The sequence below is a fragment of the Sphingomonas sp. Leaf17 genome, from assembly GCF_001421505.1.
Taxonomy (GTDB): Bacteria; Pseudomonadota; Alphaproteobacteria; order Sphingomonadales; family Sphingomonadaceae; genus Sphingomonas.
Genome location: NZ_LMKL01000009.1, coordinates 48,924 through 61,745 on the forward strand (window position 1 = coordinate 48,924; position 12,822 = coordinate 61,745).

Consider the following 12,822-nt stretch of genomic DNA (forward strand, 5'->3'; position numbering starts at 1 on the left):
GGTTGGAGAAGACGTAAGGCGGGGTCAGTCGCTATCCGGCCCCAGCGACGGGTCCAGGTCGCGGGGGCGGGTAAAGCCGACGAAGCGGCCACCGCCGGCGGCGACATCGGCCCAGGACGCGACGTCGAACGTCATCTGCGCCACGGTCGCGGTCGGGTATTTGCCCTCGACCGCGATCCGGTACGGATCATCGTCGGACCGGGGGACCAGCATCAGCACCAGATCCTCCAGCCCCGGATTATGCCCGACCAGCAACGCCGATCCGGCCGTGTCCGGCAGGGCGTGAACTACATCGAGCAGCGTCGCGGCCGAGGCGAGATAGACGCGCCGGTCCCATTCGGGCGTGATCGTCGCGCCGTATCCGCCGGACACATCGACCAGCGTCTCGGTCACGCGCACCGCAGGCGAGGCGACGACATGGTCGAACGCGAACCCTTCATCGCGCAGCCAGCGTCCGATCAGCGCGGCGGCGCGCTTGCCCTTGGCATTCAGCGGTCGGTCGAAATCACGGGTCACCGGGTCGTTCCAGCCGGACTTGGCGTGGCGCAGCAGCGTCAGCGTCTTCATGGGGCGACGAATCCTCCAGCGGTTTCGCGGGTGCCATGCCCGATCGGCGCGGTCGTGGAAAGCCGCTCCGCAACACGCGCCACCGCCTCGTCCAGCGTGCAGCGCCGCACCGATACGCCCGGCGGGAAGGCGGTGAGCAGGCGCGAGGGCATGGCGGCGGACAGCATCACGAACGCGCCGCGATCGTCGGCGCGGCGGATCAGCCGCCCGAACGCTTGCGCCATCCGCGCGCGGACCAGCCGGTCGTCATAGGCCGAACCGCCGCCGGCCAGCCGCCGCGCGCCGTGCAGCACGGTCGGCTTTGGCCACGGCACCCCCTCCATCACCACCAGTCGCAGCGATTCGCCCGGCACGTCGACCCCGTCACGCAGCGCGTCGGTGCCCAGCAGCGACGCGTTGGAATCATCACGGAAGATATCGACCAGCGTGCCCGTGTCGATTGGGTCGACATGCTGCGCGATCAGCGGCAGTCCTTCGCGCGCCAGCCGGTCGGCGATCCGGCCATGCACCCCGCGTAACCGCCGGATCGCGGTGAACAGCCCCAGCGTACCGCCCCGCGACGCGACGATCAGCCGGGCATAGGCATTGGCGAGCGCCGCGACATCGCCACGCTTCACGTCGGTGACGATCAGCACCTCCGACTGGTCGGCATAGGCGAACGGGCTTTCCGCCTGGAACCGTGACGGCGCACGCGGCAGGTGCGGCGCGCCCGCCCGCGCCTCCGCCACCGCCCATTCGCCGCCGCCGGTCAGCGTCGCCGACGTCACCAGCGCACCATGCGCGGGCTTCAGCACCGTTTCCACGAACGGCCGGGTGGGATCGAGCCAGTGACGGTGCAGGCCGATGTCGAACTCGCGCCCCTCGATCCGGTCGACGGCCAGCCAGTCGACGAAATCGGGATCGACCGGGCCGCCGATCCGCGCCAGCAGCGCCAGCCACGCCGCCACCGTCTCCGCCCGCCAGCCGATCGACGCGACCGCGCCCTCGATCCGCGCGCGCGCCGGCCCGTCCATCCAGTCCGGTCCCTCGTCCAGCACCGCCTCCAGCCGCCGCCCCAGCGTCACCAGCGGCCGCACCAGTGCATCGAGCGCCTGTGCGGCCGGTCCCGCCGCCTCGATCAGCTCCGCCGACGGCTCGGCCAGTTCGGTTTCCAGCCCGTATCCGGCGTCCCCCGCCTGTTCGGCGCGCGCATAGGCAAGGCCGCGCACCGCGCCCAGCAACGTCTCGATCGGGCCGAACGGCGCGCCCTCGCCCACCCGCTGCAACCAGCCGTCGGCAGCCAGATCACGCGCGGCCGCCACCGCATCGGCGATCGCCCGGCCGCCGCCCTCGTCATAGCTGGCCACGTCGGACAGACGCGCGGCCAGCCCCCGCCGCCGCCCGCGCCCGCCCGATTCGGGGCCAAGGATCCAGCGGCGCAGCTCGATCGTCTCCTGCCCCGTCAGCGCGGTCGCGAACATCGCGTCGGCGGCGTCGAACAGGTGATGCCCCTCGTCGAACACATAGCGGGTTGGGCGGGTATTCGTCTCGCGCCCCCGCGCCGCGTTGACCATCACCAGCGCGTGATTGGCGATGACGATATCGGCTTCCGCCCCGGCCCGCGCGGCGCGTTCGATGAAGCATTTGCGGTAATGCGGGCACCCGGCATAGACGCACTCGCCGCGCCGGTCGGTCAGCGCGGTCGACCCGTTGCGCCGGAACAGCGTCGGCAGCCAGCCGGGCAGGTCGCCGCCGACCATGTCGCCATCCGCCGTATACGCCGCCCAGCGCGCGACCAGATGCGCGAGGATGGCGGCGCGGCCCGCGAACCCGCCCTGCAACGCATCCTCCAGATTCAGCAGGCAGACGTAATTCTCGCGCCCCTTGCGCGTCACGACCTTTGCCTTGCGGATCGCGGGGTCGGGGAAGATCCGCGCGGTTTCACCCGACAACTGGCGTTGCAGCGCCTTGGTATAGGTCGACACCCACACAGCGCCGCCCGCGCGCTCGGCCCACAGCGAGGCGGGCGCGAGATAGCCCAACGTCTTGCCGATCCCCGTGCCCGCCTCCGCCAGCACCAAATTGGGCGAATCGCGCACGACGCGTGGGCCGAAGACGTCGGCGACCGCCTGCGCATAGGCGCGCTGCCCCGACCGCACCTCTGCCCCCTGCCCGACCAGCGTTGCCAGCCGCTCGGCGGTATCCTCCGCCGGCAATAGGATCGTGCGCGGGGCGGGGCGCGGCGCGGTTTCCGACCATTCGGGCAGTTTTGAAAACAGCCAGCGTTCGTTCTCGCTTGGCTTGGCCAGCCGCTCGCCGATGATCGGCCCCCACGCCCATCCGCCGCGGATCAGCGACTGACAGGCGGTCCACGCCCCCTCCCGCTCCGGCCAGTCGGTCTTGGGGGTGTCGAGCAGCCTTTCGGTCGCGGCGCGCAGGAAGGCGGCGACCTGCGCGTCATTCTCCGGCACGTCGAGACCGGTGACCCGCGCGACGCCCTTGGGGGTCGGCACCATGAACCGCGCGGGGTGCAGGAACGCGAACAGCTCCAGCACGTCCAGACCGGCCAGATCGGCATAGCCCAGCCGCTGCCCGATCAGCGGCGCGTTCAGCAGCAGCACCTTCGTATCCGCCGCCAGCCGGATCGCCTCGCCGCGTGACACACCGCGCGTGCCGTCTTCGGTCGCGAGCCAGATACCGCCATGGCTGGCGTGGAGGGCGGGATATGGCAGCATCGCCCCCTACATAGCGCGCCAAGCATGGAACGAAAGGGCAACGGCTGCAATAGGCGCTATCGCCTGGCCGTTACCGTCGCCCGTTATTGCGAATGTAGGCGGGGTAACCCAGCGCGGCCCGCTACGCGCTGGATTGCTTCGCTTGCGCTCGCCATGACGGGATGTGTGATGTCTACCGCGCCTTACCCCGGAACCGCGCCAGCACCGGTTTTTCGACCGCGAACCAACTCACCGCGCCCATCGCCAGCGCGCCCACCAGCGTCGCCAGCATCAACGCGCCCAACGAGATCCCCGCCCAGTAGCGGATCAGCAGCATCGCCACCGGCCAGGCGTAAAGATACAGTCCGTAGGACACGTCGTCCTTGTCGTTGATCCGGTTCAGCCAGCGCCAGCGTGTCTGGAACGCGATGGCAAAGATCAGATAGCCGCCGAAGATCGCCACCGCCGGCTCGGCGGTCGGCTTGAAGGACAGACCGACGCACAGGCCGACCAGCGCCAAGCCCACCGTCAGCATCGTCGGCCGTGGTCCGCGCCCGAACAGGAAGAAGCACGCACCGGCGAGGAATTGTCCCGCCAGCCGCGCGGCCACCAGGGGGTTGACCAGCACGGTCTTGGCGACCGGATCGTCCCGCAGATAGGCGAAGGTCGACACCGGCATCAGGATCGGCACCAGCAGGCAACAGGCGGCCAGCCCGACGACGATCCATGGACGTTTCAACGCTCGCGTTACGCCAAGGATCAGCACCAGCAGGTAGCAGCGAAATTCATAGGCGATGGTCCACATCGCGCTGTTCAGCGACGCATAGGGCTGGCCCGCGAACACGCCCCGGATATTGACCGGCTCCAGCGTCAGCGCCCGGATCGCCAACTGCTTCCACCCGGCTTGGCTGATGCGGGTGATGTCGACTCCGCCCAGCGGCGCGACCACCAGGATGCAGACGAGCGTGGCCGCGATAAACGCCGGATAGATGCGGACAATCCGCCGCCAGAGATAGGACAGGATCTTCGGCCGCCGCACGAAGCTGGCCGTGACCAGAGAGCCGCTGACGATGAAGAACCCGTCGACCGCGAACTCCCCGAACGAGATCGTCCCGAACATCCGCGTCAGCAGTTCGCGCGACCGGTTGCCGTCGAGCATCTCCGCGCTGTGCGACACGATCACCAGCGCGGCCAGCACCAGCCGCAGCACGCCGAACGCGTTGCCATGCGCCTTGCCGGGCACCGGTGCTGGCACCGCCCGTTTCAAAACATCCCCCACATCGCCAGCGCCTTACACACAGCCACCCCTGTCCGTCGACCACCTGGGGTGACGAGGCCGATCCAAGCCGTTAGACGCTCAGCCCATGCAAGACCCGATCGCGACCGAATTGCGCACCGCCGCACTGGATTCCAAGGCCTGGCCCTATGAGGAGGCGCGCAAGCTCCTGAAGCGCTGGCCGAATGGGAAACCGGACGGTTCGCCGATCCTGTTTGAAACCGGCTATGGTCCGTCGGGCCTGCCGCATATCGGCACGTTCAACGAAGTGCTGCGCACCACGATGGTGCGCAACGCCTTCCACACGCTGAGCGACATTCCCACCCGGCTGATCGCGTTCAGCGACGACATGGACGGCCTGCGGAAAGTGCCGGACAATGTGCCGAACGGCGCGATGCTCAACCGTCATCTGGGCAAGCCGCTGACGCAGGTGCCCGACCCGTTCGAAACGCATGACAGTTTCGCCGCGCACAACAACGCGCGGCTGCGCCACTTTCTCGACCAGTACGGCTTCGATTACGAGTTCGTGTCGTCGACCGACTATTACCGCTCCGGCCGGTTCGACGAGGCGCTGAAGGGTGTGCTGCGGCATTTCCAGGGTATCCAGAACGTGATGCTGCCGACTCTGCGCGCCGAGCGCCGGGCAACCTATTCGCCGGTCCTGCCGATCAGCCCGACCAGCGGCATCGTGCTGCAGGTGCCGGTCGAGGTGGTCGATGCCGACGCGGGGATCATCGCCTTCGACGATGAGGGGCAGCGCGTCGAGCAATCCGTTCTGGGCGGCAAGGCCAAGCTGCAATGGAAGGTCGACTGGGCGATGCGCTGGGTCGCGCTGGGCGTCGACTACGAGATGGCGGGCAAGGATCTGATCGATTCGGTCACCCAGTCGTCGAAGATCGCCCGCGTGCTCGGCGGCCGCCCGCCCGAGGGTTTCAACTACGAGATGTTCCTCGACGAGAATGGCGAGAAGATCTCCAAGTCCAAGGGCAACGGCCTCAGCCTCGAACAGTGGCTGACCTATGGCCCGCAGGAAAGCCTTGCGTTCTACGCCTATCGCGAACCGAAAAAGGCCAAGTCGCTGCACATGGGTGTCATCCCGCGCGCGGTGGACGAATATTGGCAGTTCCGCGGGAATTACGCCGGGCAGGACGCCAGGCAGAAGCTGGGCAATCCGGTCCATCACATTCATGACGGGCAGTTGCCGCAGGGCGAGCTGCCGGTGACGTTCGGCCTGTTGCTCAATCTGGTCGGGGTGATGGGCGATGCGACCAAGCCGCAGGTCTGGGGCTATCTCGCCAACTACGTCGCCGATGCCACGCCCGAACGCTATCCCGAACTCGACCGGCTGATCGACCATGCGCTGGCGTACGGCCGCGATTTCGTCGCGCCGACCCTCAGGAAGCGTGCGCCGGTGGGGGTCGAGATCGCCGCGCTCGAACGGCTCGACGCGGATCTGGCCGCGTTGCCGGCCGGCACCAGCGCGGAGGATATCCAGACCATCGTCTACGAAATCGGCAAGGCGCAGTTTGGGGAACTGGGCGGATTCGACACCTTACGCGACTGGTTCAGGGCGCTGTACGAAACGCTGCTGGGGTCCGAACAAGGCCCGCGCATGGGCAGCTTCATCGCGCTGTACGGCATCGACAATTCGCGCCGCCTGATCGCCGAGGCGCTGGCGCGGTAGATGCGCCGCTTCTTCGATCCCCGCCAGCGTGACCACGCACCGGCGCGCGAGCTGCACAATGGCGGGTTCACCGCCTATGCCGAGACGCCGGCGCGGGTCGATGCGATGCTGGCCGCGATCGGCCCGACCGAGATGCCGGACGACCATGGCGAGGCCCCGATCCTGGCCGTCCACACCGCCGCCTATGTCGCGTTCCTGAAGACCGCGCCGGCTTTGTGGGCGGCGGCGGGGCGGCCCGGCGATGCGATCCCCTATGCCTTTCCGGTCATCGGGCGGCGGCCGCTGAAGCTCGACCGGATTGACGCGCTGATGGGCCAGCACAGTTTCGACGCGACGACGCCGATCACGCCCGACAGCTGGGCCGCCGCCTATGCCAGCGCCCAGAGCGCGGTCGCGGCGACCGCCGCGGTGCTCGCCGGCGAGGCCACCGCCTTCGCGCTGTGCCGCCCGCCGGGCCATCATGCCGGGGCGGATTATTGCGGCGGATACTGCCACCTGAACACCGCCGCGATCGCCGCGCAGGTCGCGCGCGACGGCGGGGTCGACCGGGTCGCGATCCTCGACATCGACTATCACCACGGCAACGGCACGCAGGATATTTTCTACGACCGGGCCGACGTCTTCTATGCCTCGGTCCATGCCGATCCGGCGTCCGACTACCCCTTCTTCTGGGGTCATGCCGACGAGCGCGGCGCGGGCGAGGGCGAGGGTACGACCCTCAACCTGCCGCTGCCGCACGGCACCACCCTGCCGGCGTTCCGCGCGGCGCAGACGACCGCGCTCGACGCCATCACCGCGTTCGACCCCGGCCTGCTGGTGGTCAGCTTCGGCGCGGATACCTGGGTCGGCGATCCCATTTCGCGGTTCGCGCTGGAGACGCCGGACTATGCGGTGCTGGCGGCGGACATCGCCGCGCGCGGCTGGCCGACCGTGATTGTCATGGAGGGCGGCTATGCCGTCGATGCGCTGGGCCACAATGTCGCGGCGTTCCTGAGCGGATTCGGGGGCGGCTCCGCCTGAGCCACCCCTATCGCACCGCCAGCGCATCCGTCGCGTCGATCGGCGGACGCCCTGCTTGCGCCGCCGCGACGCCCTCCACCCGCGCCATCACGCGCAGGATGTTGGCCTGCGTCAGTTTCGCCAGATCGGTGTCGCTCCACCCGCGCCGCGCCAGTTCGGCGAGCAGGCGCGGATAGCCGTCGACCCCCTCCATGCCGACCGGCGCGGTCCCCTGTATTCCGTCATAATCGCCGCCAAGCCCGACATGGTCGTGGCCCGCCACCTGCGCGATATGGTCGACATGATCGGCAACGGTGGCGACCGTCACGACCGGCATCGGATGCGCGGCGTCCCAGGCGACCAGCGGCGCGGGGCTGCGCGGGCCATAGACGTCGGCGGGCACACCGGCGGTCTTCGCGAACGCGCTGCGCTGCTGGTCCCAGGCCCGCCACGCGGCCGACAGGAACGCGGGGTAGCAATTGACCATCACCACCCCGCCATTGGCCGCGATCGCCCGCAACAGGTCGTCGGGAATGTTGCGCGGCGCATCGGCCAGCGCCCGCGCGCTGCTGTGCGAGGCGATGACCGGCGCGACCGTGGTGGCCAGCACCGCGCGCATCGTCGCGTCGGACACATGCGCCACGTCGACGATCATGCCGATGCGGTTCATCTCCGCCACCACCTGACGCCCGAACGCGGTCAGGCCGCCAGCGATCGGCGCATCGGTCGCGCTGTCGGCCCAGGGCAGGCTGCGGCCGTGCGTCAGCGTCATGTAGCCGACGCCGAGCGCGCGGTACTGGCGCAGCACCGAGAGTCGCCCGTCGATCTGATGGCCGCCCTCCACCCCGATCAGCGACGCGATCCGCCCCGCCTTCGTGATGCGGCGGATGTCGGCCGCGGTGGTCGCCAGCGCCAGGTTGCGCGGGTTGGCCGCGACCATTCGTCGGACGATGTCGATCTGCTCCAGCGTCGTCTCCACGGCTTGCGCACCGGTCGTGGTGGCCGGGATCCACACCGACCAGAATTGCGCGCCGACGCCGCCTTGGCGCAATCGCGGGATATCGGTCTGGAGCGGGTGCGGCAGTTTTGTCGTGTCGGCGTTCAGGTCGAGCGCCTCCGGGCCGGCGGCCAGCGTCGCGCGGATCTCCCATGCCAGGTCGTTATGCCCGTCGACCACCGGCGCGCGCGCGAGCAGCCGGTCGATTCGCGCCGGTATCGCGGGATCCGCCACGCTTGCGAACAACAGGGCGATGGCGAGCGTCACGACCGCGCGCTTTCGCGGCGGCGACCGAGGCGAAGTGGAGGATGTTGTGGTTCGTGACGCGCTCCCGCCAGTTCGCCGCAAGCCGTCGGCGACGATACGGAAACGGGGGCGGGATGATACGGTGGCATGGCGCCATCATGCACGGATGCGGCGTGTAGGACAGCCCCAATGCAAGCGCCGCGATACCGGCGGGGGAGACGACGCTAAACCCCCAGCCAGGCAAGATCGCCGGGTAGCCCGGATGCGCTGAAATCGACCTGGAGCACGCGTCGATGGCCTGCCCCGCTGGCGGCGGCCGACGCATGGAGGATCGGGGTCGCATAGGCCCAGATGTCGCCGGCGCGCGCGGTGCAGGCGACCGTGCCGCAGCGCGCGACCGTATCGGCGATCGCGCCCTCCGCGATACGTCCGAGCGTGTGCGAGCCGGGCGCGATCAGCAGCGGCGCATTGTCGTCGGGCACGTCGTCGAGATGGATGCGCACTGTCAGCATCGCCGCGATGATCGCAAACGGCGGCTCGACATGCTGGATGCCGGCCTTGACCGTCCACGGGCCAAAGCCCGGTGTTCCAACCCGCGCGCGCACCGCGATCGTCCGGTCCTGATGCCAGCCGAGCGCCCAGTTGGTCGCCGCCGTCTTGTCGAACAGGATCGCGCGCACCGGCCGCGCGGGCAAGCCCAGCACGGCCGCCGCGATCCGGCCGGGCGCATGACCGGGACCAAGCAGATCGGCCAGCAACGGGCGACCGTGGAGCCGCAGGCCAGCGCGATCGGCGGGCAGCGTGGCCACGAACCGGTCCAGCGCGGGCAGCATCGCACAGGCGGCCCCGCCGTACAGCGCCGCGCCGTGCGTCGTCAGGTCGAACGACGACGTCATCCCGCGCGCCCTGTCGGCATCGTCACACTGCATCAGCCACCTTCTCGCCGCAAACGCCGCCCACATCTTATCCCGGCGGGACTGGTCCGGCCAGCCGCCGACCGACAGGAGACGATCGCCTTGCCCCTGCGTACCCGATATGCCCGCGCCTTGCGGATGGTCGTCCTTGTCGCCGCCGCCGCCGCCACCACGGTCCGGGCCGATGATACCCCGGCCGCATCCGCCGCGTGGCGGCCGGTGGTCACCGGGCAGTTGAAGAACGGCGTGCGCTACGCGATCCTGCCACGCACCGGCAAGGAGCCGGGCATCGGCCTGCTCCTGCGCAACGCGGGCGGCTTCATCGCCGAGCGGCGGCCGGGCGAGCGCGGTCTGGCGCACCTGATCGAGCATATCGTCTTTGCCAGCCCGGTCCGGGCCGCGCCGGACGACCTGCACCATTTTCCGCGGATCGGCCTGCCGCTGACCTTTCCGGCCCCGACCGCAGGCTCGACGAGCTGGCGCGAATCGAATTATTTCCTGTCGACCCGGACGACCAGACCCGTCGACCTCGATACGCTGCTTGGTTTGTTTCGCGAGGCGGTCGGCGACCTCACTTTCCGTGCCGACGCGGTCGATGGCGAGCGGGCTTCGGTGATGCGCGAAATGGCCGACAAGAAATCCGGCAATGCCATCTTTGCCGATTATATCGCGGCGGTCGCGCCGGGATCGCCGAACGACGTGATCGACGCGCAGAACTCGGACGATGTACCGACCGCGAGCATCGCGACCCTCCGTGCGCTGTATCACCGGCTGTATCAGCCGCGCGCGACGATGATCGTGGTCGTCGGCAATGTCGACGTGGGCCAGACCCGAGCGCTGATCGAACGGCGGTTCGGTGACTGGACCGCGACCGGCCCCACCGCCGTGCCCGCGCCGCCGCCGATGATCCATGCCGACCGCATCGCCCCCGTCAGCGTTTCAAGCCAGGCAGGGGGCCGCCGCACCGCACTGGTCACCGTCACGATGCCGACCCCGGCCGTACCGCGCACTCGCCAGCGACAGGCGGAGGTGACGTTGATGGACCTGCTGGCGGTGCGCGCGGTCGGCGACCGGCTGGCCGCCGCGCAATCGGCATCTCCACCGGGCAAGGTCGGCGCGTTCATCGAGAATGGCGACCCCGGCTTCCGTCAGATCATGCTGTGGGACAATTTTACCGGCGATCAGTGGCGGCCGGCGCTGTCGGGGGTGCGCAGCCTGACGTGCCGGCTGGTCACCGTCGGGTTCTCCGCACCGGAATGGGCGGCCGCGCGGACGAACGTGATCCGCGATCTGGACCAGCGTAGCGCGAACATGGCCGACATGGCGAATGTCGAACTCGCCAAGGACCTGTCGCATGCGGTGGCGGACGGCCGCGACCTGATCCCGCCCGACGAACTGCTGCGTCATGCGCGAGCATGGTTGCCGACCGTGAGCGTGAAGGACGGCAACCGCTGGTGGCGTAGGCAGTGGCGGGCCGGCCCTGTGCATGTCCGGGTGGAGGGACCGGAACTGGCGGCGGTGCCGGACGCCGTGGGCGTCGTTCGGGCTGTTGCCGATCAGGCGGCTGACGATGCCGGTTGCGGCGGGACGACGCGGGGGTGAACCCCGCGTCGTCGGTCGCTGCTGTAGCCGCGCCGGCCGGTCGAAGTTGTAGATCTGCCGCTTTGCGGATTGCTCTACAACTTCGACGTCAGTTCCGGGACGATCTTGAACAGATCGCCGACGAGGCCGATGTCGGCGACCTGGAAGATCGGCGCGTCCTCGTCCTTGTTGATCGCGACGATGACCTTTGAGTCCTTCATGCCCGCGAGATGCTGGATCGCGCCGGAAATACCGACCGCGACATAAACTTCCGGCGCGACGATCTTGCCGGTCTGGCCGACCTGATAGTCGTTGGGGGCATAGCCCGCATCGACCGCCGCACGGCTGGCACCGACGCCCGCACCCAGCTTGTCGGCCAGCGGGTCGATCAGCGCGTGGAACTGCTCGCTTGATGCCAGCGCACGACCGCCCGAGACGATGATCTTGGCGCTGGTCAGCTCGGGCCGCTCGGACTTGGCGATCTCGGCACCCGCAAAGGTCGACAGGCCGGCGTCGCCGGTCGAGGCGACCGCCTCGATCGTACCCGCGCCACCCTCGGTCGCGGCCTTGGCGAAGGCAGTGCCACGCACGGTGATGACCTTCTTGGCATCCGACGACTGGACGGTGGCGATCGCGTTGCCGGCATAGATCGGCCGGGTGAACGTATCCGCGCTTTCGACCGACAGGATCTCGCTGATCTGCATCACGTCGAGCATCGCCGCGACGCGCGGGGCGATGTTCTTGGCGGTGGTGGTGGCCGGGGCCACGAACGCGTCGTGGTCGGCCATCAGCGCGACGACCAGCGGCGCGACATTCTCGGCCAGCGCATGGTCATAGGCCGCGTCGTCGGCGACATGGACCTTGCCGACGCCCGCGATCTTCGCGGCTTCGGCCGCGACCGCGTCGACCCCGTGCCCCGCGACCAGCAGATGGACCTCGCCAATCTGTCCGGCGGCCGTCACCGCCGACAGCGTGGCGTCCTTGACGGTCTTGCCGTCATGTTCGACCCAGACGAGCGTCTTCACTTGGTGACTCCCATTTCCTTGAGCTTGCCGACCAGCGCGTCGACATCGGCGACCTTGATCCCGGCGGTGCGCTTGGCCGGCTCGACCACCTTCAGCGTCGTCAGGCGCGGGGTCACGTCGACACCGAAATCGGCCGGCGTCTTGCTGGCCATCGGCTTCGACTTGGCCTTCATGATGTTGGGCAGGCTGGCGTAACGCGGCTCGTTCAGGCGCAGGTCGGTGGTGATGATCGCCGGCAGCGTCAGGCTCTCGGTTTCTGACCCGCCATCGACTTCACGCGTCACCACGGCCTTGCCGTCGGCGATCTCGACCTTCGACGCGAACGTGCCCTGACCCCAGTTCAGCAGGCCTGCCAGCATCTGGCCGGTCTGGTTGTTGTCGTCGTCGATCGCCTGCTTGCCCAGGATCACGAGGTCGGGCTTTTCCTCCTCGACGATCTTCGCCAGGATCTTGGCGACGCCCAGCGGCTCGACCTTGCTCTCGCTGACGACCAGGATCGCGCGGTCGGCCCCCATGGCGAGCGCGGTGCGCAGCGTTTCCTGGCTTTTCTGCTCGCCGATCGACACGACGACGATCTCGGTCACGCCGGCGCGGTCCTTCAGGCGGATCGCCTCCTCGACCGCGATCTCGTCGAACGGGTTCATGCTCATCTTGACGTTGGCGAGATCGACGCCCGTCCCGTCCGCCTTCACGCGGGGCTTCACATTGTAATCAAGCACACGCTTGACCGGCACCAGCACCTTCATCGAGGGTCCTTCCGCAATTGACTCGTTCTTACGCGATCGTCTCTGCCGCGTACTTGGCTACTTCACGTCGTTTTCGCAAGTCCGGTATGGAAAA

Annotated in this window: 10 protein-coding genes; 3 read left to right on the forward strand and 7 right to left on the reverse strand. The window is 68.8% G+C overall.

The window, feature by feature from the left end:
- Positions 1-24 precede the first annotated feature (24 nt).
- The 3 genes from ASE75_RS14065 to ASE75_RS14075 all read right to left on the reverse strand — a co-directional run bounded on the left by ASE75_RS14065 (position 25) and on the right by ASE75_RS14075 (position 4,515).
- Entirely contained in the window at positions 25-567 is a 543-nt protein-coding gene (locus ASE75_RS14065; protein WP_055934699.1) for a SixA phosphatase family protein, read from the reverse strand.
- Entirely contained in the window at positions 564-3,281 is a 2,718-nt protein-coding gene (locus ASE75_RS14070; RefSeq protein WP_055934700.1) for an ATP-dependent DNA helicase, read from the reverse strand. Before ASE75_RS14070 ends, ASE75_RS14065 begins: the two co-directional genes overlap by 4 nt.
- Before the next feature lie 172 nt (positions 3,282-3,453).
- Complete coding sequence (locus ASE75_RS14075) at positions 3,454-4,515, reverse strand: acyltransferase family protein (protein WP_162233748.1); 1,062 nt, start codon at positions 4,513-4,515, stop codon at positions 3,454-3,456.
- Between the two features lie 109 nt (positions 4,516-4,624).
- Between ASE75_RS14075 and ASE75_RS14080 the strand changes: the two genes are divergently transcribed.
- Together ASE75_RS14080 and ASE75_RS14085 are read left to right on the forward strand one after the other, a co-directional pair.
- A complete protein-coding gene (locus ASE75_RS14080; RefSeq protein WP_055934704.1) occupies positions 4,625-6,220 on the forward strand; it encodes a lysine--tRNA ligase in 1,596 nt (531 codons plus the stop codon).
- The gene (locus ASE75_RS14085; protein WP_055934706.1) at positions 6,221-7,240 is read left to right on the forward strand and encodes a histone deacetylase family protein; all 1,020 of its coding nucleotides are present in this window, start codon (positions 6,221-6,223) and stop codon (positions 7,238-7,240) included.
- Positions 7,241-7,247: 7 nt separating this feature from the next.
- On the opposite strand, the gene ASE75_RS14090 is transcribed toward ASE75_RS14085, so the two are convergent.
- Entirely contained in the window at positions 7,248-8,483 is a 1,236-nt protein-coding gene (locus ASE75_RS14090; RefSeq protein WP_055934708.1) for a dipeptidase, read from the reverse strand.
- Between the two features lie 203 nt (positions 8,484-8,686).
- On the reverse strand, positions 8,687-9,391 hold the full coding sequence (locus ASE75_RS14095) for a phytanoyl-CoA dioxygenase family protein (RefSeq protein ID WP_443025353.1): 705 nt from the start codon (positions 9,389-9,391) through the stop codon (positions 8,687-8,689).
- Between the two features lie 87 nt (positions 9,392-9,478).
- Between ASE75_RS14095 and ASE75_RS14100 the strand changes: the two genes are divergently transcribed.
- The gene (locus tag ASE75_RS14100) at positions 9,479-10,978 is read left to right on the forward strand and encodes a M16 family metallopeptidase (RefSeq protein ID WP_162233749.1); all 1,500 of its coding nucleotides are present in this window, start codon (positions 9,479-9,481) and stop codon (positions 10,976-10,978) included.
- A gap of 74 nt (positions 10,979-11,052) precedes the next feature.
- Here the strand turns inward: ASE75_RS14100 and ASE75_RS14105 are convergent, their stop codons facing one another.
- A complete protein-coding gene (locus ASE75_RS14105; RefSeq protein WP_055934711.1) occupies positions 11,053-11,982 on the reverse strand; it encodes an electron transfer flavoprotein subunit alpha/FixB family protein in 930 nt (309 codons plus the stop codon).
- Complete coding sequence (locus tag ASE75_RS14110; RefSeq protein WP_055934712.1) at positions 11,979-12,728, reverse strand: electron transfer flavoprotein subunit beta/FixA family protein; 750 nt, start codon at positions 12,726-12,728, stop codon at positions 11,979-11,981. The genes ASE75_RS14105 and ASE75_RS14110 overlap by 4 nt, the downstream gene beginning before the upstream one ends.
- Positions 12,729-12,822: the final 94 nt, after the last annotated feature.